The following is a 20,854-nucleotide window of genomic DNA, read 5'->3' as shown; positions in this document are numbered from 1 at the left end:
GCGCAGGTTCACCCCCCAGGTCCGGCCGTGTGAGCCGGGCCGCCGATCCGGACGCAGCCATGGCCGAACCCCGCGACCCCATCCTCGACGACGCCACCATCGTGGAGCGCCTCGCCCGCGAACTGCCGGCTTGGCGCCTCGAGGATGGCTGGATCAAGCGCACCTACAAAACGTCCGGCTGGAAGAGCACCCTCATGGTGATCAACACCGTCGGGCACCTCGCCGAGGCCGCTTGGCACCATCCCGACCTCACGGCCTCCTACGCCTGGGTCGAGGTGCGCCTCACCAACCACGCGGCCAAGGGCGTCACCGAGAAGGATTTCGCCCTGGCGCGGAAGATCGAGGAGGTGGTGGGCTGGCAGCCCGGCGCCGAGGGCGGCGCCCTGGAGGGCACGCCCACGGACCCGCGCTTCGCCTACATCAAGTACGACAAGTAGCGACCTGTCCCGCGCCGGCCTCGGCGGTCGCCGGATCAACCGGGCTGCTTCACCCGGCGGCATTCTGTCTTGAGGTAGCTCGACTTGCCCACCTCGTCGCGCAGGTCCGTGCGGGCGATGATCTCCTGCCAGCCGTTGGTGCAGCCGAGCTCGTTCGCGACGCGCACCTTGCGGACCTCGCTGGCTCGGTCGTCGGTGCAGGCCTCGATGGGGACGGCGTTGGCGCAGACGAGGACGACGGCGATGAAGGCGTTCACGGGCGGACTCCGGCTTCCGGGGGGCACCACGGGTACGCGCGGAGCCGCCGCCCGGTTTCAACCGATCTCGACGATGAGGTCCGGCGAGAAGGTCCGGCCCTCGACGGGGTTGGCGACCCAGCGGGTGCGGCCGATCCGCAGATCGTGCCCGGCGTGGAAATGCCCCGAAATCCAGAGGTCGGGCCGCGCGGCCTCGGGCAGGTCGTCCAGCACCGTGGTTGCGTAGAAGGCGGGCAGCCACCACGGCACGCCGGGTGTCCCCCGGAACGCGTCGGCGGCGGCGGTGCCGGCCGGGTGGTGGGTGAGGCACACCGTCGGGCCGGCATGCGCGACCGCGAGGGCGGCCATGAGCGCCGCCCGCTCCGTTTCATGCGCCGCCATGGCGTCGGTCGGCGACCAGACCGAGCCGTCGCCGTTGCGGATGGAGCCGCGGAACTCCCGTGAGCCCGTGACGGGGTCGGTCATGCGGGCGGCCGCATACGCGATGGGATCGGCCGGGCGATCGGGCGTGTCGGGGCCGAGCCAGCGCCCGGCGAGGCGCCAGTCGGTCCACAGGGTGGTGCCGACGAAGCGCACGCCGTCGAGGATCACGCTCGCGCTTGCCTGGAGCAGGTGGATCACGTGTCCCGCCGCGTTCAGGCGCGCCACTTCCACCGCGAGGACGTCGAGGAGTTCGGGTGCCGTGCGGCCGTCGCCGGTCGGGGCGTAGCGCTCGTGGTTGCCAGGCACCAGCACGATGGGCCGGCCTTGGGCCAGGGCGACCACGGCCGCGAGCCCGCGTTCGGGATGGCCCTCCCACAGGTCGCCGGCGCAGGCGAGGACGTCGAACGGCCGGGTGGGAGCCGGGATCGCCGCGAGGCGGCGGCGTTCGAGGTGGAGGTCCGAAAGGGGGAACAGGCGCATGGCGAGTGGGGTCCCGGGGTCAGGCCGCCGCCTTCGCCGCACGCCATTCCGCACGGGCCGCCTTCAGGATGTCGCCGGCCGAATCCGCGTTGAGGATCGCGATGCCGGCCGCCGCCACGAGGTCGGGCCACGGCGAGAGGGTCATGGCAGTGACGAGGCCGGCGGCGATGATGGCGAGGTTGGCGTAGGCGTCGTTGCGGGCCGAGAGGTAGGCCGCCCGGGTCAGGCTGCCGCTGCCGTCGCGATGACGCGCCAGCATGGCCGCGCAGGTGAGGTTGACGGCGAGCGCCCCGAGGCCCGTCAGGGTCAGCGGGAGAGGCGCCGGCGGCGTCAGGTCCGAAAACTTTTCATAGGCCGCATAGGCCGTGGCGAGGCCCGGAACGACGAGGATGCCGGCCAGCACCATGCCGAGGCGCGCCCGGTTGCGCACGCTCCAGCCGATGCCGGCGAAGATGAGGAGGTTGATGGCCGCGTCCTCGAGGAAATCGAGGCTGTCGGCGATGAGGGCGACGGAGCCGATGGCGAGCGCCACGGCGATCTCGATGCCGAAGAAGCCGAGATTCAGGCCCGCGACCCGTGCGACGACGGGGCGGAGCGCGGGCGTGGCGGGGGCTCGGGTCACGGTGCAGTCCTCGCGGTGCCTCACGAAGGCCCCGCGTCGCGCCGGATTCCGTTCGTGACCGGCCGGGGTCGGCCGCCTCTTCGCCGATGTGCGCCGCCCTGTCGAGGGTCGAGGCGACGGCGGTGCGAGGCGACCGGGGAGTCCCGGCCGGAACGTTCAGCGTTCGTTGGCCGTATGGAGGCGGCCCTTCAGATGCGCCAAGGCCTGTCGGTGCTCCTTCCGGCTCGGTTCCGCGGCGCCGCCTGGGCGTGACGGACCCCGTACGGTCACGACCTCCATCAGCATGGCCGAGTGCAGCCCCTTGATCGGAGCGGTGCGCGGCAACGATGGGACCGCACCGCCGTTCGGCGTCAGAAGGCGCATGCTGTTCACGCGATGCGGGACCTCCAGGGTGCGTACGCCGTTCCGGACCTCACGGGACGGCGGAAGCTCCCAGGACTCCGCATCCTCCCACTCGGGCATGGTCTGCACGGGTTGGGCGGCCTTGGACGCCTTGGCGGGCCGTCGCCGCGCGCCCCCGAAACAGGCATGGGCGGCAAAGGCCGCAAGGGAGCCGACGAGGCAGGTGGAGGAGAGGGCGAGGATCTCCGGCCTCAGGGGGCCGGAGGTCATGAGGGCGGCGAGCCCGCCCAGGGAGAGGGCGGAGCCGATATGACGGGCTGCGAAGGGATTGAAATCACTCATGGAGCCAGTGTCGGGCCCCACCTTCACCGGCCCGTCAAAAAGATCGCTTGCATTCTAGCGAATGCCCGAATCCCACAGGAGTTTTCCCCATTGGCGCGGCGGCGCGGACAGCGTGCGCCGTGCGGCGGAGGCTGGATTCGGCGGCGCGGCTGTGCGAGGCCAGCGGCAGGCGTCGCCAGGGCGCCGTCGACGAGGGAGTCTTAAGACATGTTGCCCGAGCTGCGCGTCCTTTACTTCGAGGATCTCGAAGTCGGCCTGTCCGAGACCCTGAATAAGGAGATCTCCTCCTCCGACGTGGTGGGCTTCGCCGAGATCACCGGCGACCGCAATCCGATCCACCTGTCCGAGCACTTCGCCGCGCGCACGCCCTTCGGCACCCGCATCGCCCACGGCCTCTACACCGCGGGCCTGATCTCGGCGGTGCTCGGCACCCGCCTGCCCGGTCCCGGCGCCGTCTACATCAGCCAGACCCTGAATTTCCGCGCCCCAGTGCGCATCGGCGACACCGTCCAGGTGACGGTTGAAGTGGCCGAGCTCGTGCCCGAGCGCCGCCGCGCCCGCCTCAAATGCACCTGCTCGGTGGCCGGTGAGGTCGTCCTCGACGGCGAGGCCCTGGTGAAGGTGCCGACGAAAGCCGAGGCCGACCCCCTCGCCATCCGCATGGGCGGCCGCCCCCCCAGCGCCTGATCGTCTGTTGCGTTCGATCCCCGTCGACGATCCGGCCGATCCGCGTCTCTCGCCCTTCACGGCCATGCGCGAGCGCGATCTCGTCGGGCGCGAAGGCCGCTTTATCGTCGAGGGCGAGGTCACCCTGCGGGTGATGCTCTCGGACCGGTCCCGGTTCTCCCTCGAATCGATCCTGATCTCGCCTGAGCGCGCGGCCGGCCTCGACGGCGTTCTGGCCGGGCTGCCCGAGGACACGCCCGTCTACGTCGCGAACAAGGCTGTGATGAGCGCCGTCACGGGGTTCCCCATCCATCGCGGCGTGCTGGCCGTGGGGCTTCGGGGACCCCAAGGCCCCCTGGTGCCGCCGCCCGTGCCCGCGCCCTGCCTCGTCGTCGGTCTCGTGGGCCTGACCAACCACGACAATGTCGGCGGCCTGTTTCGCAACGCCGCCGCCTTCGGTGCCGATGGCGTGCTCCTCGACGCCGCCACCTGCGATCCCCTCTACCGCAAGGCGATCCGGGTCTCGGCCGGGGCGGCGCTGACGGTGCCGTTCTGGCGCCTGCCCGATGGCGCGGCGTTGCTCGCCTTCGCCGAGGCCCACGCCCTCGTGCCCCTGGCGCTCAGCCCCGCCGGCCGCGAGACCCTGTCGGAGATGGTGGCCCCGCCGCGCGCCCTCCTCCTCCTCGGCACGGAGGGACCCGGCCTGCCGCAGGTTCTCATGGCCCGTGCCCGCACCGTCCGAATCGCCATGGCGGCCGGGTTCGATTCCCTCAACGTCGCCACCGCCGGGGCCCTGGCCCTGCACCACCTCGCGGCGGCGCGGCTGGGGTGAGGCGACGCCGTCGCGGATGAGGCGCGGCGGATCTGCCCGCCCACCGCCATGCTCCGAAAGCGCCCTCCCCGCGAACCCCGGCGTGCACGCGACAATCCGTGGCTCTTGCCCTGCCGGGCCCTACGCTCAAGATTGCGTGGGCCGGTCGGCCGGCAGATGGTGTAGATCCGGATCGGCCCAACGGGCTGGCGGTTCGGACGATCGAGTGGGAGTTGTGAGCGTTGCTGCAGTCACGGGATGGCTTGCGGACTCTGTCCGGACGCCGGGTCATCATCGTCGGCGCTGGTCCCGGCGGCCTCGCCACGGCCCTGCTGCTGGCGCGCGCGGGCGTTCACGTCACGCTGCTGGAGAAGGACCCGGCGGTGGGCGGCCGGACGAAGACCATCGAGGCACCGGGCGGCTACCGCTTCGACATCGGGCCGACCTTCTTCCTCTATCCACAGATTCTCGCCGACATCTTCGAATCCTGCGGCGAGCGCCTCGAGGATCACATCAAGCTCGAACGCCTCGATCCGCAGTACCACCTCGTGTTCGAGGAGGGGGGCGCGATCCAGGCGACGAACGACATGGAGCGCTTGGAGGCCGAGGTCGCCCGCATCGCCCCCGACGACGCGAAGAACGTGCGCCGGTTCTTCTCCGACAACCGGGTCAAGCTCAAGTTCTTCAAGCCGGTCTTGGAACAGGCCTTCCACACCCTGCGCAGCATGGCCTCCCCGGCGATGATCGCCGCCCTGCCCCACCTCCATCCGGGACGCAGCGTCGACAAGGACCTGCGGCGCTACTTCGCCGATCCGCGCGTGCGTCTCGCCTTCGCGTTCCAGACCAAATACCTCGGCATGTCGCCGTTCCGGTGCCCGAGCCTGTTCACCATCCTGTCGTTCCTCGAATACGAGCACGGGGTGTATCATCCCGTGGGCGGCTGCGGCGCCGTCTCGGAGGCCATGGCGGGGCTGGCGCGCCGCATGGGCGTCGACATGCGCCTCGGCACGGGCGTCGACCGCGTGCTGTTCGAGGGCAAGCGTGCCTGCGGCGTGGTGTGCGGGACGGAGACGATTTCCGCCGACGCCGTGGTGATCAACGGCGACTTCGCCAAGGTCATCAAGGATCTGGTTCCTCAAACGCACCGCCCGCGCTGGCGCGACGCCAAGATCGAGAAGGCCCGCCTCTCCTGCTCGACCTTCATGCTGTATCTCGGGCTCGAAGGTCCGGTTCCGGCGAGTCTCGGCCATCACACGATCCTGTTGTCACGGGATTATGCGCGCAACATCCGCGAGATCACCGACGGCATCCTGCCGATGCAGCCCTCGCTCTACGTCCAGCACGCGGGCTTCACCGATGGCGGCATGGCGCCCCCCGGGCACACCAGCCTCTACGTCCTCGTGCCGGTGCCGAACCTGAAGGCCGGCATCGACTGGGCCGCCACACGGGAGAGCTATCGCCGCCTCATCCTCGACCGCCTCAGCGTGCTGGGCCTCGGCGACATCGAGGCGCGCATCCGCTACGAGCGCATCGTCGATCCGACGGAGTGGCGGGACGACTTCTTCGTTCACGAGGGCGCCACCTTCAACCTCGCCCACGACCTCATGCAGATGCTCTATTTCCGCCCGCACAACCGCTTCGGGCCGGGGCTCTACCTCGTCGGCGGCGGCACCCATCCGGGCTCGGGCCTGCCGGTGATCTACGAGGGCGCGCGCATCACGGCCCGCCTCCTCATCGAGGAACTGTCGGCGGGCCGCGTCGGGGCCGAAGCCGCCGGGGTGCCGGGCACGGCGCCCCTCGCCGCCTCGGGCGACGCCGCGTGATCGGATTTCGTGCCGAGCCCCTCGACCGGGCCCGGGGGATCGCATCGCTGCGCGTCACGGCCTGCCTCGTAACGCTCGCGGCTGGATCCCTCGTCCTGCTCCCGGCCGTCCCCGCCCTCGCCGCCACCGTGGAGGTGACCGTGGACGGGATCGAGCCCCTGCCCTCCACCCTCTACGTCGCCCTGTGCCAGGGGGGCCTGTCGGAGGCCGAGTGCCGGATCGGTCAGGATGCCCCCGTGCGGGGCACGAGCCAGCGGGTGGTGTTCGAGGATGTCGCGCCCGGCGCCTACGCGGTGGCGGCCTTCCAGGACGAGAACGGCAATCGCCGCCTCGACCGCACCGGCCTCGGGCTTCCCACCGAGCCCTACGGCTTCTCGGGGCCGTCCGAGCGCACGGCCCGGCCGGATTTCGCCCGTGCTCGGATCGCTGTGCTCGAACCGGGATTGGCGCTGCGAGTGCGCCTGATCCGCGCCCTGCCCCGCCGCTGACCGCCCCCGTGCCGCCTGACGCACCCCTGGTCGTGGTCCGGGGGGCCGCCCTGAGCTACCGCGCGCGCCGCGTCCTCGACGGCGTCGACCTCGACCTGCGGGCCGGCGAGACCCTGGCGCTTCTCGGCCCCAACGGCGCCGGGAAGACCTCCCTCATGCGCCTGATCGCCGGCCGCCGCGCGCCGGGGGCGGGCACCGTCCGCATCGCCGGATGCGACCCGTACGCGACGCCGGGGGCGCGCCGCGCCATCGGCTGGGTGCCCCAGGACATCGCCCTCTATCCCCGCCTCACCGTGAGCGAGAACCTCGACGTGTTCGCGCGCCTCGCCGGCCTCGGCCGTTCCGAACGACGCGGGGCCGTCGTGGAGGTCCTCGACCTCACGGGCATCGCCGAGGTCGCCGACCGTCCCGTCGGCCTTCTGTCGGGCGGCTATCAGCGCCGGGTCAACATCGCCGCGAGCCTCATGGCCCGGCCCCGCCTCGTGCTCCTCGACGAGCCGACGCAGGGGGTCGATCTTCAGGCGCGGGCGGCGATCCACGCCGTGCTCGAACGCCTGCGCCGGGCGGGGGCGGCGCTCCTCGTCGCCACGCACGACTTCGCCGAGGCCGAACGCCTCGCCGACCGTGCGGCCTTCCTCAGCCACGGCCGCATCGTGCGCGAGGGCGCCCTTCCCGACCTCCTCGGGCGCCTGCGCGCCGGCGCCCCCGAGCACGAGGTCGCCCTCTCGGGGCTCGCCGACGCCCCGGCCGAGGCCGTCCTGCGCCGTGCCGGCTTCGCCCCCATCGATACCGGCCTGACCTGGCGTGCGCGCGCCGCCGCTGGCCCTCGCCCCGATGCGGCGGCGCAGCTCGCGGCCCTGCGGGGCGAGGGCGTGCCCGTCGCCGAGATCCGCGTCCGCGCACCCGGCCTCGATGCCGTCTACCGCGAGGCCCTCGGCCTGCTGGAGCCGGCCGAGCCCGCCCGCCCCCGCCACCGGGCGGACGTCCGATGATCGCCGCCGCCTTCCGGGTGATGCTGCTCGGCCTCGTGCGCGACCGGGCCGCCCTCGTCATGGCCTTCGTGCTGCCAACCGTGATCTTCGTGATCTTCGCCGCGATCTTCTCCGGCGCCCTCGGCGACCGCATCCGCATCCATCTCGGGTTGGCGGATCTCGCCCGGACGGCGACGACGCAGCGCCTCGTCACGGCCCTCGAGGCCGATCCCTCCTTGCGCGTCACGCGCCTGCCCGCCACCGATATCGCCGGCGTCGCGAGCGCCGTGCGCCGGGGGGACGTCGACGTCGCCCTGGTCTTGCGCGGCGACCTCGACGCGGCGCCGGCCGGGGCCACGGGAGACGCCGGGGCCGAACCGCCTGTGATCCTCGTCGAGAACCCGGCACGGGCCCTCGCCACCCCGGTGGCGCTGGGCCAATTCCAGCGGGTGCTCAACGCCGCCCTGCCCGATGTCGTCCTCGGCCGCATCGTCGCCGACGTGGAGCGCTCGGGTAAGATCGGCGCCGACGAGCGCGCTTTCCTCAACGAGGCCTTCGCCGAGCAGCGCGCCCGCAAGGAGCCGTTCTCGTTCGCGTCCCTCGTCGAGCTGCGCAGCACGGCGACGGGCGTGGGAAACGACCGGGTCGGCTACTATGCCGGCGCCATCACGGCGGTGTTCCTTCTGTTCGCCGCCATGCAGGGGGCGCTCTCCCTCGTGGAGGAGCGCCAGGGCGGCCTTGCCGACCGGCTGACGGCGGCGCCGGGCGGCCTCGCCGTCATCGTGCTCGGCAAGTTCGCGTTCCTCGTCCTCCAGGGGGCGGTTCAGGCGGGGCTCATCTTCGCCGCGGCCTGCCTTCTTCATGGCGTCGACCTCGCGCCCCACTGGGCCGCCTGGGCCGTCACCACCCTCCTCGTCTCCGCCATGGCGGCGGGCCTGGCGCTCGCCGCCTGCGCCGCCGCTGCCACCCGCCAGCAGGCCCACCTCGCCGCAACCTTCGGCGTGCTGCTGCTGTCGGCGGTCGGCGGCAGCATGGTGCCCCGCTTCCTCATGCCGCCCTGGCTGCAGCAGGCGGGCTGGTTCACCCCCAACGCCTGGGCCATCGAGGGCTACCAGACCGCCCTCGGCGAAGGCGTCTCCGCCGCCCTGCCGGCCTGGGCCGTGATGGCGGCGGTGGCGGCTTTGAGCCTCGTGGCGGCCGTCGGATTGGTTTCGCGGCGCGCGGGATGACCGCTGCCGCGACGGGGTAACGCGTTGACCCGTCGGGCGGGCGGCTTAGCTTCGTGGTATGAGGGCGGCGGTCGTTCGCTCCGGGAGTAAAGTGACTATGCGGGCTGGGTCTTCGGTCGCCGTCGTCGGTGCGGGGTTGGGTGGCCTCGCGGCGGCCTGCGTGAGTGCCGCGCGCGGCCACGCGGTCACGCTCTACGATAAGAACGACTGGCTCGGCGGCAAGGCGGCGGTGCTGCACGAGGGCGGCTTCCGGTTCGACATGGGGCCGACGATCCTCACCGTGCCGAAGGTGCTGGAGCGCATCTTCCAGGAGGCCGGGCGCGACATCCGCGACTATCTCGACCTGCGCCGCCTCGATCCGCAATGGCGCTGTTTCTTCGACGACAACACCCGCATCGACCTCATGGCCGACGTGCCGACCATGGCCGCGTCCATGGATCGCTTCGCCCCGGGCACGGGCGCGGGAGAAGGCTATAAAAAATTCATCGAGATTTCCGAGCACCTCCACGGCGTCTCGGACAAGTTCTTCTTCTGGAAGGCCGTGGAGGACCTGTTCGACACCATCGACATCCGCGCCAACCTGAACCCCGGCACCCTGCGGGACGTCCTGTCCCTGCGGATGGGCTCGTCGGTGGCCGGCACCATCCGGTCCAAGGTCAAGGATGCGCGCCTCGCGCAGATGCTCGACCACTTCGTGCAGTATGTCGGGTCCTCGCCCTACGGGGCGCCGGCCGTGCTCTGCGCCATCGCCCACATGCAGACCGCCGAAGGGGTCTGGTACCCCATGGGCGGCACCCGCGCCGTCGCCGAGGCCCTGGCGAAGCTCGCGGGCGAGCTCGGCGCCACCCTACGGCCGGGCAACGAGGTCACGGGCCTCGCCATCGAGAACGGCGCCGTGAAGGGCGTGCGCACCGCCGCCGGCACCACCCCGTTCGACGCCGTGATCTCCAACATGGATTCGGTGCGGACCTACCGCGAACTCGTGGGCGGCGAGGTCGGCCGGGCTTACGAGAAGAAGAATTTCGAGCCGGCCTGCTCGGGCGTGGTGCTCTATCTCGGTTTGAACAAGCGCTACGACCACCTCAGCCACCACGACTTCGTCTTCTCCCGCGATCCGGAGGAGGAGTTCGATTACATCTACCGCAAGGGCGAGCCGGCCCCCGACCCGACGGCCTACCTCGCGGCCCCCTCCTCCACCGATGCGAGTGTGGCGCCCGAAGGCGGCGAAGCCCTCTACGTCCTCGTCCACACCCCCTACCTGCGGCCGCACCACGACTGGCGGACGATGTTCCCGGCCTACCGGCAGGTTATCCTCGACAAGCTCAAGCGCACGGCCGGGATGCCGGACCTGGAGGAGCGCATCGTCGTCGAGCGCCACCTCACGCCGCAGGACATCCATGAGCGCTACAAGGTGCTGAACGGCGCGATCTATGGCTTGGCCTCCCACGGCAAGTTCATGGGCGCGTTCAAGCCCGGAAACCGCTCGCGCAAGGTGCGGGGTCTCTATCTCGCCGGCGGCGCCGCCCATCCGGGGCCGGGCATGCCCATGGTAATGATGTCGGGCTGGATCGCGGCGGACGCCCACGACACCGATGCCCGTGGCGAGGTGCGGGCCAGCGCGTAGGGACCCGCCGGTGTCGGCGCCGGCCCGCTCGCCCCTCGTCTGGCGGTTCATGGTCGGGTATTTCGACCGGTTCCTGCGCCGCCACATGAACGCCCTGCGCCTCGCGCGCTGGGGTGAGCCCGCGTTCGCCGACCATCCCGGCCCCATCGTGGTCTATTGCAACCATCCGGCATGGTGGGACGCCGCCGTGGTGATCCTGCTGGCCGGCCGGCTGTTCCCGAAGCGGGCGAGCCACGCGCCGTTCGATGCCAGGATGCTCGAGCGCTACGCGATCTTCGGCCGCATCGGCGCCTTCCCGGTCGATCTCGATTCGGCGCGGGGTGCGGCGCAGTTCCTCAAGGCCTCGCGCACCATCCTGGCGCGGCCCAAGGCGATGATGTGGATCACCGCGCAGGGGCGCTTCGCCGACGTGCGGGCCCGGCCGCTCGATTTGCGCGGCGGCGTCGCACGCCTGCCCGAGCTTGCCCCCGACACTCTGTTCGTGCCGCTGGCCCTCGACTACGCCTTCTGGGAGGAGCGCGGAGCCGAAGCCTGCGCCGCCTTCGGGACACCGCTCCAGGGCGCCGATCTCCTGGCCCTGCCCCGGCCCGAACGCCTCGCCCGGATGGAGGCGGCCCTCGCGGAGACCCTCGACCGCCTTGCCGTCGACGTGATCCGTCGCGATCCGGCCCGCTTCACCGCCCTCGTCTCCGGTGCCAAGGGCGTCGGCGGGGTCTACGATCTCGGGCGGCGCCTGCGCGCGACCCTGACGGGGCGCCGTTTCGACCCCGCGCACCGCGCCGGGCAAGATCGCATGAACCGAGACCGAATCGCCGAGGAAGACAGATTGCCGTGATCCTCGCCCTCGCGCTTGTTTCGGTGTTGCTCGCCGCCCTGTCGGCGGTTCTCGCCGCAGTGAACCTTTTGGCCCTGCGGGCGCCGACTGTCCGTGGGGAGCGCGGGTCCCCTCTCCTAGAAGGAGAGGGGCAGGGTGAGGTGGGTGACATCTCCGAAAAGCCAACACACCTCACCCCAACCCTCTCCTTTCAGGAGAGGGAGCCCGTCGCGCTCGGCACCGATCCGTCCGGGCTCCTGAATGCGACAACCACTCCGGACGTCTCGATCCTGATCCCTGCCCGCGACGAGGCCGCCGCCATCGAGGGCACCGTTCGGGCGGCCCTGGCGAGCACGGACGTCGCCGTCGAAGTGCTGGTGGGCGACGACCACTCCACCGACGCCACCGCCGCCCTGGTGCGGGCCCTCGCCGCCACCGACCCGCGCGTGCGACTCCTAGCGATCCCGCCCCTGCCCGAGGGCTGGACGGGGAAGAACCACGCCTGTTCCGTGATCGCGGCGGCGGCGCGGGGGCCGCACCTCCTGTTTGTCGACGCCGACGTGACCCTGGCGCCGGAAGGAGCCGCGGCGCTGGCCGCTCATGCCGTCGCCACGGGCTCCGCCCTCGTCAGCGCCGTGCCGCGCCAGTGCATGGAGACGCTCGGCGAGCGCCTCACCGTGCCGATGATCGGCTTCCTCCTCGTCGGCTATCTGCCCATCCCGATGATGCGCGCATCGCTCCGCCCGTCGCTGGGGGCGGCCTGCGGCCAGCTCGTCCTCGTCGACCGCGCGGTCTACGCGGCGACCGGCGGCCACGGCGCGATTCGGGGTTTCCTCCACGACGGCGTGCTCCTGGCGCGCACCTTCCGCCAGGCGGGCCACCGCACCGACCTCGTGGCGGGCCACCCGCTCGCCACCTGCCGGATGTACCGGAGCTGGGCGGAGGCCTGGGCCGGCTTCTCGAAGAACGCCCACGAGGGCATGGCGACGCCCCGCGCCCTGCCGGTCTGGACCGCGCTGCTGTTCGGCGGCCACATCCTGCCGGCTTTGTTGCTGATCGGGGCCGGGCTCGGCGGCGTCGACCCCCTCGCGGCTGGAATCGCGGGGGCCGCGATGCTGCTCTCCCTTGGCGCGCGGGCGGCCATCACCCGCGCCATGCGCGAGCCGTGGAGCACGATTCCCCTCCATCCCCTCACCGTCGCCGTCGCCCTGGCGATCCAGTGGAACGTGCTTCTGCGCCGCAAGACCGCCGGCGCCGCCGTGTGGAAGGGCCGGAGTTATCCGCTGAACGGGGCCTGATCCCCGCCGGTTTCCGCGGCGATCCATGCCGCCGTGTCCGGGTCGGCTCCCGCCACCGGCAGGTGCAGGACGATCGGCGTCTCGTAGGGATGGCGCGCCTTCAGGGCGGCCGCGAGGGGCTCGGCCAGGGACTCGCGGCTCTTGATCAGGGCCACCACCTCGTCGGCCCGTTCCACCGCGCCCTTCCAGGCATAGACCGAGCGCATGCCCGGCAGCACGTTGACGCAGGCGGCCAGCCGCAGGCGCACCAGGGCCTCGCCGACGACCAGGGCGACATCGGCATCCGGGAAGGTTGTGTAGACGAGAAGTGGACGCTCCATGCTATGGGTCTCCGAATTGCGGACCGGTGGCGCCCATGCGCGCGCACCCGGCTCCGGGGTGGGACACGGATCGCGGCCGGGTCAACAGGGCGGACGAGGGATCATGTCGCGGCGTTTCAACTCGATCGCGTTCATCGCGAGCCCGACGGACGATGCGCGCCAGGCCGCCGACGCCCTGATGCGGCGCTACGACCACGTGCCGCCCGAGGAGGCGGACGTGGTGGTGGCGCTCGGCGGCGACGGCCTTATGCTCCAGGCGCTCCACCGCTTCATGGATGCGGGCACGCCGATCTACGGCATGAACCGTGGCACCGTCGGCTTCCTCATGAACGAGTACCGCGAGGAGGGGCTGCTCGAGCGCCTCGAGCATACGAAGCGCAGTCGCCTCCATCCCCTGCTCATGGAAGCTGTGGACACGGAGGGGCGTCGCCACCGGGCGCGGGCCCTCAACGAAGTCTACATGCTGCGCCAGACCCACCAGACCGCCAAGCTGCGGATCTCCGTCGACGGCCATGTCCGCCTGCCCGAACTCATCGCCGACGGGGTGCTGGCCGCGACGCCCGCCGGCTCCACCGCCTACAACCTGTCGGTGGGCGGGCCGATCCTGCCGCTCAACGCCCGCCTCCTGGCCCTGACGCCGATCTCGTCCTTCCGTCCGCGCCGCTGGCACGGGGCGCTCCTGCCCGATCACGCCCGCATCTTCATCGAGGTGCTCGACGCCGAGCACCGGCCCGTGGCGGCCGTGGCCGACCACACGGAGTTCCGCCGGGTCGCCACCGTGGAGACCTGGCTCGACCACGCCACGAATCTCGTGCTCCTGCACGATCCCGGCCACAGCCTCGACGAGCGCATCCTGCGCGAACAGTTCGGCTGAGCGCCTCTCGGCGGGCCGCTTGCGCCCCCGGGCCGCCGGGCCTCACGCGGCGAGGTGGACCCGGGGCCGATCCGCGCGGTAGCTCGCTACGAGGTCGCTGGGGATCGTCTCCGGCTCTTTCGCAACGGTCTCCGTGCGGGCTTCGTTCGCGTCCGCTCGCACGTCCGCCACCGCCCGCGCCTCGCGCTCCGCCTGGAACTTCGCCAGCATCGCGTGGGGCAGCGCGTCGAAGATGAGCCCGACGGGGTCGGTCCGGCCGGTCTCCACGAGGGCGCCCGTCGCGGTCTTGGCCACGGGAGCGGTCACCTGACGCATCGGTGCGGGCGGGCGCAGGCCGGTGATCGCGGCGGCCTCGTCGAGGGTCCGCCTGACGGAGGTCGCACTGTGCACGCCCTCCCGGGCCTCGCGCCATTCGGCGTCGAGGATCGACGCATGAGCCTCTTGGGACGGTTGGGGCGTCGGCTTGAGGGGCACGGGCGTCGCCTCGGGGAAGTCGATCGTCGCCGGAGGCGCCAGGAATGGATGCTCGGATGGCGTCCGAGTTTGCTCGCGGGCCGCGTCGCGGGCGGCCTCCGCCTCGAAGCGGGTGAGCAGGGCCATGACGCCCTGGGCATCGGCGAACGGCATGGTCTCGCAGGCGGTGATGGCCCGCTCGATCATCAGGCACGACAGGACGGCGCCGTGCGCGGTGCTCTCGCCGCGGCCGGCTTCGCGCCAAGCCGAGAGGGCGCCGCCGAAGGCCGGCAGGAGCGCCGCCGGGAGCCCCGCCCGGCGGTGGAGGGCGGCATAGGCGGCGCCGCCCCCCTCGTGCATGAGGCCGGCGACCCGGGCCGGGGGCAGATTGGCGAGATCGGCCAGGGCGATCTCGGCGAACGGCATGTGGCCCGACAGGATCGCCCGCAGGATCAGGCCGGCGGTGAGCTGGCCGTTCCGCCGAAGGTAACCGACGAGGCGGGCGACGTCCGGGGGCGGCGCCCCGACGCTGAGGGACAGGGTCGCCCGTTCGCGGGCCTCCCGACCGGCCCGCTCGCCCCGGGCGGGGGTGAGCCAGCCCGATTCGACGGCGAGGTGCGCCATGGCCTCGGCCACCCGGTCGCTGCAGGCTTGACGGACTTCGAGGGGAAGATCGGCCCGCGCCAGCAGGGCGTCGCGCAGGGGAGCGTCGTCTCCGTGCCGCTCGAGAAGGCGCAGGAGGCTGCCGACGGTGATGGTGGCGCCGTGGTTGGCGGCGAGGGCCGTGAGGGCGCGGGGTCCCGCGATCTCGGCCATGGCGCCCGCCACCGCGTAGGACAGCGTCCGCCGCTCGGCGATGGCTTGCCGGGTGGTCTCGCAGCCGATGGCGATGCCGTCGACGAGGTCGGCATCCGAGAGGACGGGGGAGTGTTTCAGGACGAGGGCGGCGATGTCGGCATGGTCGCCGGCCAGGGCCACCACGAGGGCGCGGGGCGCCGCCGGGCTCGCGGCGGAGGCTTCCGCCAGGGCCCGGCGTACCTGGGGCGCCGGATCGTCGAGCAGGGCGAGGATGGTCGCCCGCGCCTGCCCGGCCGTGTCCGGGGTGAGGTGTCCGCTCAGGAAGGCCCGGACCAGGGCCTTGGCCCCCTCCGCCCGTCGCGCCGCCGAGGCGTGCTGCGTCAGGGCGAGGAACTGGCGGATCGTCATAGGCCGCTCCGGACGGTGTAGAGGGAAAGATTGAGGGGGGCGCCGGCTCTGGGTGCCGGTGCGGCACCCTGTACCGCCGTGGTGACTTGTGCCGCCGCGGTGCTCTGCACCGCCATGGTGTTGAATTCGGCCGGCCGGCGCGGTGGCAGGGGGGCGCCGACGAGGGCGACGCCGGTGGGCGGGACCAGGACCGGCCCGTCCGTGGGAGACGTGGCGATCTGCGCCGATGCGGTGCCCTGCACCGCCGCGGTGCCCTGCACCGCCGCGGTGGCTTGAACCGCCGGGGCGGCCTCGGCCGTGCTGTCCGAACGCGGGAAATAGGTCGGCGCGGGGCGGCTGTTATCTACGGAACTGCGCACCTGCCACAGCTTGGCCACCCCCTCGGAGACGGCACCCTGGCGCTTGTCGGTCTGGAACAGGGAGCGCAAGCTCCCGTCGAGGGCGGCGTAGGCGGTGGGAACCTCGGGCAGGCTGGTGGCGACGGCCGTCGCGGGCGGCGTCGCCGCGTGGGACGTGGACAGGAGGGCGTAGAGTTCGGCCGCGCCCCGGGCCCGCCCGCTTCTGTCGTAGAACAGGTTGCGGTTGGCGGCGGCCGCTTCCGGCATGTCGAGGGCGGCGGCCCGGGCCGGGCTCGCCTGCGCGGTGGCGATGAGGGCGGCGGCGCCCCGCGCGCCCAACACATGGGCGGCGTAGAGGTCGCCCCCCGTGGGCTCGCGACCGAGGGCCGCCGTCAGGGCCTCGCCGTTGCGTTGGGTCAGGGCTCCGGCGAGCGTCGCGGCGGTGCGGGGGTCGCGGCGAAGGTCGAGGATGGTCTGCCGCGCGTCCGGGTCCGCCACCGTGTAGGTGCCGTCCGGGCGGGTCGTGATGGCGTCGGCATAGGTCTGCAGGCCGAGTTTGGGCCCGGCGTTCTTCATGGTGCCGAGCCAGGTCTGCTCGATGAACTGGAACAGGCCCGTGGCCGAGGAGGTCCCGGCCTTCGCGGAGGGGTTGAGGGCGGATTCACGCTGGGCCGTGGCGAGGAGGTAGTCGAACCCGGCGCCCGAACTCTGCGCGCCGTTGCGGATCGCGTCGATGACGCCGGCATTCGCACTCGCGGGGGCACGGCTGGCCGTCTCGCGGGCGGCCTCGGTGTCACGGTTGGTGGCGGGGGGCGTGGTGAACAGGTACATGCGCCGTCCGGCTGAAGGCGCCGCGCCATGATGGCGGGGCCACGCGTAAGACGGTGAACAGACCGGCCTACGGGTCGGACTTTGCGCAGGTATGGTAAACAAATGTTGAAGGGCGGATCCGTCCGCCGTGGGTCAATCCGGGGCGAGGTAGCGCCGCCTGGCCCAGCCGAGGAGCCGGCCGCCCTTGACCCGGCACCAGGTCAGCCCGCTCGGGGTGTCGCTGGTGCAGCCGAAGCCGCGCAGGCGTACGCCCACCGGAACCTGACCGAGGGAAGGCGCCGCGGCATCCGGCGCCTCGCGGATAGTCAAGGCCTCGCCCGGGGGCAGGCCGCCGACGCGATAGGCTTCGACGGCCAGGGCCGGGGCCGACGCAAGGGTTGCGAGGACGAACAGGGCGAAGCGCATGGCAGGTCTCAGGACCGGTGGACGCCCATCATCGCCGTCAGCCCGCCATCCACCGGCAGGACGGCACCGGTGATATAGGCCCCGCCCTCTCCCATGAGGAAGGTGGCCAGCGCCGCCACCTCCTCCGGCTTGGCGAAGCGCCCGGCAGGGATCTGACGCTCCATGCCGGCTCGGTGGGCGGCGTAGGGAGCCATCATGTCCGTGTCGATGAAGCCCGGCGCGATGACGTTCACGGTGACGCCCCGCTTGGCCGATTCCATGGCGAGCGTCCGGCAATAGGCGATGAGGGCGCCCTTGCTCGCCGCATAGGCGGCGTTGCCGGGGTTGGCCCGCAGCGCCGCGACCGAGCCGATGGCGACGATGCGCCCGGCGCGCGCCCGGATCATGCCCCGCACCAGGGATTTGGCCAGTCGCGTCAGGGACCAGAAGTTCACCTGCATGGCCGCTTCGGCCCGATCCTGGTCGAGCATCGCCGCGAGCGCGTCGGAGGATTGGCCTGCATTGTGAACGAAGCCGTGGAAACTCTCGGCCTCGACGGTCTCGCAAAACGCGTCGAGGGCCGCACGGTCGGCGAGATCGAGGGCGTGGGCGGTGACGCTGCGCTCGGGGCAGGCGGCGGCCAGTTCCGCCACCAGGGCTTCCGCGGCTTCTCCCGAGGAGCGGTAGGTGAAAGCGACGTCGTGGCCGGCGGCGGCGAGGCTCCGCACGATGGCCCGGCCGAGGCCCGAGGCACCGCCGGTGACGAGGACGCGGGTGGGGGCGGTCATGCGGGCTCGTCCCCGAGCACGAGGCAGGTGTTCTGCCCACCGAAGCCGAACGAATTCGAGAGCACGCGGGAGACCCGCGCGTCGCGGGCGGTGGCGACCACGTCTAGGGGGATGGCCGGGTCCGGCACCGCGTAGTTGATGGTCGGCGGGATGCGCCCATGCGCGATGGTGAGGAGCGAGACCACCGCCTCGATGGCGCCAGCCGCCGTGAGCGTATGGCCGATCATCGACTTATTGGAGGAGATCGGCAGGCGGCCGATGCGGTCTCCGAACACGGCGGCGCAGCCCATGGCCTCCATCTTGTCGTTCTCCGGCGTCGAGGTGCCGTGGGCGTTGATCGTGTCGATGGCGTCGGGGATCGCCCCGGCATCGTCGAGGGCCGCACGGATCGCCGCGATGCCGGGCGCGCCGTCCGGACTGGAGCGGGTGCGGTGGAAGCCGTCGCCCTTCTCGCCGCAGCCGAGCACGTAGCCCAGGATGGTAGCCCCGCGTGCCCGCGCCGATTCGGCATTCTCCAGCACCAGGGCGCCGGCACCCTCGCCCATGACGAAGCCGTCGCGGTTCTTCGAGAACGGCTTCGAGGCGGCCTCCGGCGGATCGTTCTGGGTCGAGAGGGCCGAAAGCAGGGAGAAGCGGATGAGGGATTCGGGGTTCACCGAACCGTCGGTGCCGATGCAGAGCGCCGCCTCCATCTCGCCCCGGCGGATCGCCTCGACGCCGAGCTGGATCGCGGTGGCCCCCGACGAGCAGGCGGTGGAGAGGGAGATCGGCGAGCCCTGCGTTCCGAACCGGTCGGAGATGGCGTCGGCCACGCTGCCGAAGATGAAGAGGTCGTGCCACGCGTCGAACCGGCGGCTGGCGGCGGCGCGCTGGAGGTCCGTGTAGGTGATCGGCCCGTTCTGTCCCGAAGCCTCGGCCATGGCCTGACGCTGGGGCCATTCCATCTCGACGGGGGGGACGGCGATGAACAGGGCGCCGGGAAAGCGGCCATGGGTGCCGATGCGCGCCTGGGCGATGGCTTCCTCGGCGGCGATCTCGGCGAAGCGCTGCGACAGGAGCGGGGCCACCAGCGGGTCGGTGTCGAGGAAATCGACGGTGCCGGCGATGCGCGTGCGCAGGCCTTCCGTGGGAAAGCGTCGGATGGCGTGGATGCCAGAGCGCCCGGCCGTGAGCGCCGCCCAGTTGTCGGCCTGGCCCTGTCCGAGGGAGGTCACGATGCCGAGGCCGGTGACCGCCACGAGGGGCCGGTCCTTGATATCGCGGGAGGCTGTGTTCGTCATCGTGCCGTTCTACACCGTTCTACGGTTCGTGAGGCAGGGCCGGGACACCGACCCGTAGCCGGTCGTCGTCGCAGATGTCGTGGGATGATGCTGCCCGCTTCCCCCTACGGCGGTGCCTCCATCAGGCCGCGCAGATGCGGATCACGCCCTCGCCGCGGCGGTGGCCGACGGTGGTGACCGCGACCTCGCGGGCGCGGCCCTGCGTCACGAGGCCGGCCGCGAGGGCCGCGCCGAAGGGCGCGGTCACTTCGAGGGTGTGGCCGATGACGTCACCCAGCGCCGTCACGGGCACGCCGGGAGCGAGGCGGGCGAGCACCGCGCCCTCCTCCGCCGTGATCCCGGCGAGGCCCGTGGCGGCCGAGATCACCCGGTCCGGCGCCGCCAGTCCGGAGGCGCGCCACAAGGCTTCGAGGCTGGCGGCGGTGGCGCCGGGCTCGCGCCGGGTGCGGTCGCTCCCGACGGGCATGAGGCGGGCCAGCGCCGTGGCGCCGCGCGCGCGGGCGTGCTCGGCCGATTCGAGGACGAGGAAGGCCGCGCCGCTGCCGAGGATGAACCCGGCCTCGCCCTCGGCGTCCCGGGAGAACACCGGCCGGAACGGCTTGGCGCGCAGGTATCCGCCCATCTCGTGGACCACCATGACGTCCGGGCGCTCGGCGCTGTAGGAGCCGCCCACCAGCATGCAGTCCACCTGCCCCGAGGCGATGCGGGCCTGAGCGATGCGCAGGGCGTCGGTTCCGGCGGCCTCCTCGCCCATGAAGGTGCGGGAGGCCCCGGTCACCCCGTGGACGATGGCGATGTTGCCGGCGAGCAGGTTCGAGAGCTGGGCGAGGAACAGCGTCGGGCGCAGGTCGTTGAGCAGACGCTCGTTGAGGTAGGCGCCCGGATCGGCGGCGTCGCGCAGGCCCGTCAGGATCGCGCCGTCCACCTCCGTATCGCGCTCGCCGCCGCCGCAGGCGACGACGAGGTGCATGGCGCCCTTGAGGGCGGCGTCGTTCTTCAGGCCGGCCGCGTCGAGGGCGAGGCCGGCGGCGTAGACGCCGAGCCGCTGCCACGGCTCCATCTGCCGCTGGTCTGATTTCTTCGGGATCTGCCCGTCGAGCGCCAGGGGCGCCACGGGGTGGACCGTGTAGGGCGCGAAGCGCTCCGTGTCGGTACGGGCCGGCGCACCGGCGCCGAGGGCGTCGAGATGTGCCTGGATGCCCTCCCCCGCGCAGGAGACGAGGCCGAGGCCGGTGACGACGACGCCGGTCATGCGGGCTCTACCTGCGTCGCGATCCCCGCGAGATCGAGGAGGCCGATCCGCCGCGCCCGCTCGTGCATGGGCGCGTCGAGGCCCTCGGGGAACGGCATGGTGCGAAAGCGCAGCTCGGCGTTGCACAGTGGCTTGCCGTCGTGGCGGATCGCCGCCTTCGTCACGGCGTAGCCCGAGCCGTCATGCTCCAGGGTCGCCTCGATGGCGAGCTCCGCGCCGGGACCGACGAAGGCGCGGAACCGCGCCTTGTCCACTCCCATGAGGAACGGCATCATTCGAAAATCGAGATGGGCGAGGATGAGGTAGCCAGAAGCCTGGGCCATGGTCTCCGTGAGGAGCACGCCCGGCACCAGGGGATGGCCGGGGAAATGTCCCTCGAAGACCGGGCTCTCCAGGGGCACCCGGGCCAGGGCTTCGAGGCGGCCGGCCGCCCGGTCAAGGGCCGTCACCGTGTCGATCATCTCGAAATATTCGAGCCGCATGGCGTACGTCCGACCGCCG

23 protein-coding genes are annotated in these 20,854 nt (G+C 72.2%); 11 read left to right on the top strand and 12 right to left on the bottom strand.

Translation table 11 applies throughout. From position 1 onward, the window contains the following. Nucleotides 1–59 precede the first annotated feature (59 nt). Nucleotides 60–437, top strand: a complete 378-nt coding sequence (locus MFF01_RS16265) for a 4a-hydroxytetrahydrobiopterin dehydratase (protein WP_238227042.1) — start codon at nt 60–62, stop codon at nt 435–437. Nucleotides 438–472: 35 nt separating this feature from the next. Here MFF01_RS16265 and MFF01_RS16260 read toward each other — a convergent pair whose 3' ends face one another. The 4 genes from MFF01_RS16260 to MFF01_RS16245 form a co-directional block, all read right to left on the bottom strand. Further along, nucleotides 473–694, bottom strand: a complete 222-nt coding sequence (locus tag MFF01_RS16260; RefSeq protein WP_238227041.1) for a hypothetical protein — start codon at nt 692–694, stop codon at nt 473–475. Between the two features lie 57 nt (nt 695–751). After that, nucleotides 752–1,597: a metallophosphoesterase family protein gene (locus tag MFF01_RS16255; protein WP_238227040.1), complete on the bottom strand. Its 846-nt coding sequence runs from the start codon at nt 1,595–1,597 to the stop codon at nt 752–754. 19 nt (nt 1,598–1,616) lie between these two features. Further along, nucleotides 1,617–2,219, bottom strand: a complete 603-nt coding sequence (locus tag MFF01_RS16250) for a cation efflux transmembrane domain-containing protein (RefSeq protein WP_238227039.1) — start codon at nt 2,217–2,219, stop codon at nt 1,617–1,619. Between the two features lie 156 nt (nt 2,220–2,375). After that, entirely contained in the window at nt 2,376–2,903 is a 528-nt protein-coding gene (locus MFF01_RS16245) for a hypothetical protein (RefSeq protein WP_238227038.1), read from the bottom strand. A gap of 207 nt (nt 2,904–3,110) precedes the next feature. Between MFF01_RS16245 and croR the strand changes: the two genes are divergently transcribed. The 9 genes from croR (at nt 3,111) to MFF01_RS16200 (ending at nt 12,627) form a co-directional block, all read left to right on the top strand. After that, nucleotides 3,111–3,590: a 3-hydroxybutyryl-CoA dehydratase gene (gene croR, locus MFF01_RS16240; RefSeq protein WP_238227037.1), complete on the top strand. Its 480-nt coding sequence runs from the start codon at nt 3,111–3,113 to the stop codon at nt 3,588–3,590. A 64-nt stretch (nt 3,591–3,654) separates the two neighbouring features. Then, the gene (locus tag MFF01_RS16235) at nt 3,655–4,401 is read left to right on the top strand and encodes a TrmH family RNA methyltransferase (RefSeq protein WP_373319787.1); all 747 of its coding nucleotides are present in this window, start codon (nt 3,655–3,657) and stop codon (nt 4,399–4,401) included. A 221-nt stretch (nt 4,402–4,622) separates the two neighbouring features. After that, entirely contained in the window at nt 4,623–6,203 is a 1,581-nt protein-coding gene (gene crtI, locus MFF01_RS16230) for a phytoene desaturase family protein (RefSeq protein ID WP_238227036.1), read from the top strand. A 95-nt stretch (nt 6,204–6,298) separates the two neighbouring features. Continuing rightward, nucleotides 6,299–6,691, top strand: a complete 393-nt coding sequence (locus MFF01_RS16225; protein WP_373319786.1) for a DUF2141 domain-containing protein — start codon at nt 6,299–6,301, stop codon at nt 6,689–6,691. 8 nt (nt 6,692–6,699) lie between these two features. Then, nucleotides 6,700–7,683, top strand: a complete 984-nt coding sequence (locus MFF01_RS16220) for an ABC transporter ATP-binding protein (protein WP_238227034.1) — start codon at nt 6,700–6,702, stop codon at nt 7,681–7,683. Continuing rightward, complete coding sequence (locus tag MFF01_RS16215; protein ID WP_238227033.1) at nt 7,680–8,891, top strand: ABC transporter permease; 1,212 nt, start codon at nt 7,680–7,682, stop codon at nt 8,889–8,891. The genes MFF01_RS16220 and MFF01_RS16215 overlap by 4 nt, the downstream gene beginning before the upstream one ends. A 97-nt stretch (nt 8,892–8,988) precedes the next feature. Next, entirely contained in the window at nt 8,989–10,515 is a 1,527-nt protein-coding gene (locus tag MFF01_RS16210; RefSeq protein ID WP_238227031.1) for a phytoene desaturase family protein, read from the top strand. A 49-nt stretch (nt 10,516–10,564) separates the two neighbouring features. Continuing rightward, nucleotides 10,565–11,350, top strand: a complete 786-nt coding sequence (locus MFF01_RS16205; protein WP_238227078.1) for a lysophospholipid acyltransferase family protein — start codon at nt 10,565–10,567, stop codon at nt 11,348–11,350. Between the two features lie 149 nt (nt 11,351–11,499). Continuing rightward, nucleotides 11,500–12,627 carry a glycosyltransferase family 2 protein gene (locus tag MFF01_RS16200; RefSeq protein WP_373319785.1) on the top strand — a complete coding sequence of 376 codons (1,128 nt, stop codon included), beginning with the start codon at nt 11,500–11,502 and terminating at the stop codon, nt 12,625–12,627. Here MFF01_RS16200 and cutA read toward each other — a convergent pair. Then, entirely contained in the window at nt 12,606–12,947 is a 342-nt protein-coding gene (gene cutA, locus MFF01_RS16195; protein WP_238227029.1) for a divalent-cation tolerance protein CutA, read from the bottom strand. The genes MFF01_RS16200 and cutA overlap by 22 nt on opposite strands. Before the next feature lie 103 nt (nt 12,948–13,050). Between cutA and MFF01_RS16190 the strand changes: the two genes are divergently transcribed. After that, nucleotides 13,051–13,821 (top strand): NAD kinase, encoded by a 771-nt coding sequence (locus tag MFF01_RS16190; protein WP_238227028.1) that lies wholly within the window; start codon nt 13,051–13,053, stop codon nt 13,819–13,821. 42 nt (nt 13,822–13,863) lie between these two features. Here the strand turns inward: MFF01_RS16190 and MFF01_RS16185 are convergent, their stop codons facing one another. From MFF01_RS16185 to MFF01_RS16150, 7 genes are all read right to left on the bottom strand, one after another. Continuing rightward, a complete protein-coding gene (locus tag MFF01_RS16185; RefSeq protein WP_283207200.1) occupies nt 13,864–15,480 on the bottom strand; it encodes a DUF2336 domain-containing protein in 1,617 nt (538 codons plus the stop codon). Further along, entirely contained in the window at nt 15,477–16,649 is a 1,173-nt protein-coding gene (locus MFF01_RS16175) for a transglycosylase SLT domain-containing protein (RefSeq protein WP_238227027.1), read from the bottom strand. Before MFF01_RS16175 ends, MFF01_RS16185 begins: the two co-directional genes overlap by 4 nt. A gap of 132 nt (nt 16,650–16,781) precedes the next feature. Further along, nucleotides 16,782–17,054 (bottom strand): SH3 domain-containing protein, encoded by a 273-nt coding sequence (locus MFF01_RS16170; protein WP_238227026.1) that lies wholly within the window; start codon nt 17,052–17,054, stop codon nt 16,782–16,784. An 8-nt stretch (nt 17,055–17,062) separates the two neighbouring features. Further along, nucleotides 17,063–17,821, bottom strand: a complete 759-nt coding sequence (locus MFF01_RS16165; RefSeq protein WP_238227025.1) for an SDR family NAD(P)-dependent oxidoreductase — start codon at nt 17,819–17,821, stop codon at nt 17,063–17,065. After that, on the bottom strand, nt 17,818–19,101 hold the full coding sequence (locus tag MFF01_RS16160; protein WP_238227024.1) for a beta-ketoacyl-ACP synthase: 1,284 nt from the start codon (nt 19,099–19,101) through the stop codon (nt 17,818–17,820). Before MFF01_RS16160 ends, MFF01_RS16165 begins: the two co-directional genes overlap by 4 nt. Nucleotides 19,102–19,222: 121 nt before the next feature. Then, nucleotides 19,223–20,353 carry a beta-ketoacyl-ACP synthase gene (locus MFF01_RS16155; protein WP_238227023.1) on the bottom strand — a complete coding sequence of 377 codons (1,131 nt, stop codon included), beginning with the start codon at nt 20,351–20,353 and terminating at the stop codon, nt 19,223–19,225. After that, entirely contained in the window at nt 20,350–20,835 is a 486-nt protein-coding gene (locus tag MFF01_RS16150) for a 3-hydroxyacyl-ACP dehydratase FabZ family protein (RefSeq protein WP_238227021.1), read from the bottom strand. Before MFF01_RS16150 ends, MFF01_RS16155 begins: the two co-directional genes overlap by 4 nt. Nucleotides 20,836–20,854: the final 19 nt, after the last annotated feature.

It is taken from the genome of Methylobacterium adhaesivum (assembly GCF_022179065.1).
GTDB lineage: Bacteria > Pseudomonadota > Alphaproteobacteria > Rhizobiales > Beijerinckiaceae > Methylobacterium > Methylobacterium adhaesivum.
Note: the sequence above shows the minus strand (reverse complement) of the source record. Positions and strands in the feature narration are given on the sequence as shown.

Excerpts from the sequence above, each read along its gene's own strand:
- MFF01_RS16265 (WP_238227042.1), top strand. The coding sequence starts at position 60 with ATGGCCGAACCCCGCGACCCCATCCTCGACGACGCCACCATCGTGGAG.
- MFF01_RS16255 (WP_238227040.1), bottom strand. The coding sequence starts at position 1,597 with ATGCGCCTGTTCCCCCTTTCGGACCTCCACCTCGAACGCCGCCGCCTC.
- MFF01_RS16245 (WP_238227038.1), bottom strand. The coding sequence starts at position 2,903 with ATGAGTGATTTCAATCCCTTCGCAGCCCGTCATATCGGCTCCGCCCTC.
- croR (WP_238227037.1), top strand. The coding sequence starts at position 3,111 with ATGTTGCCCGAGCTGCGCGTCCTTTACTTCGAGGATCTCGAAGTCGGC.
- MFF01_RS16235 (WP_373319787.1), top strand. The coding sequence starts at position 3,655 with ATGCGCGAGCGCGATCTCGTCGGGCGCGAAGGCCGCTTTATCGTCGAG.
- MFF01_RS16215 (WP_238227033.1), top strand. The coding sequence starts at position 7,680 with ATGATCGCCGCCGCCTTCCGGGTGATGCTGCTCGGCCTCGTGCGCGAC.
- MFF01_RS16210 (WP_238227031.1), top strand. The coding sequence starts at position 8,989 with ATGCGGGCTGGGTCTTCGGTCGCCGTCGTCGGTGCGGGGTTGGGTGGC.
- MFF01_RS16205 (WP_238227078.1), top strand. The coding sequence starts at position 10,565 with ATGGTCGGGTATTTCGACCGGTTCCTGCGCCGCCACATGAACGCCCTG.
- cutA (WP_238227029.1), bottom strand. The coding sequence starts at position 12,947 with ATGGAGCGTCCACTTCTCGTCTACACAACCTTCCCGGATGCCGATGTC.
- MFF01_RS16190 (WP_238227028.1), top strand. The coding sequence starts at position 13,051 with ATGTCGCGGCGTTTCAACTCGATCGCGTTCATCGCGAGCCCGACGGAC.
- MFF01_RS16185 (WP_283207200.1), bottom strand. The coding sequence starts at position 15,480 with ATGACGATCCGCCAGTTCCTCGCCCTGACGCAGCACGCCTCGGCGGCG.
- MFF01_RS16175 (WP_238227027.1), bottom strand. The coding sequence starts at position 16,649 with ATGTACCTGTTCACCACGCCCCCCGCCACCAACCGTGACACCGAGGCC.
- MFF01_RS16170 (WP_238227026.1), bottom strand. The coding sequence starts at position 17,054 with ATGCGCTTCGCCCTGTTCGTCCTCGCAACCCTTGCGTCGGCCCCGGCC.
- MFF01_RS16165 (WP_238227025.1), bottom strand. The coding sequence starts at position 17,821 with ATGACCGCCCCCACCCGCGTCCTCGTCACCGGCGGTGCCTCGGGCCTC.
- MFF01_RS16160 (WP_238227024.1), bottom strand. The coding sequence starts at position 19,101 with ATGACGAACACAGCCTCCCGCGATATCAAGGACCGGCCCCTCGTGGCG.
- MFF01_RS16155 (WP_238227023.1), bottom strand. The coding sequence starts at position 20,353 with ATGACCGGCGTCGTCGTCACCGGCCTCGGCCTCGTCTCCTGCGCGGGG.
- MFF01_RS16150 (WP_238227021.1), bottom strand. The coding sequence starts at position 20,835 with ATGCGGCTCGAATATTTCGAGATGATCGACACGGTGACGGCCCTTGAC.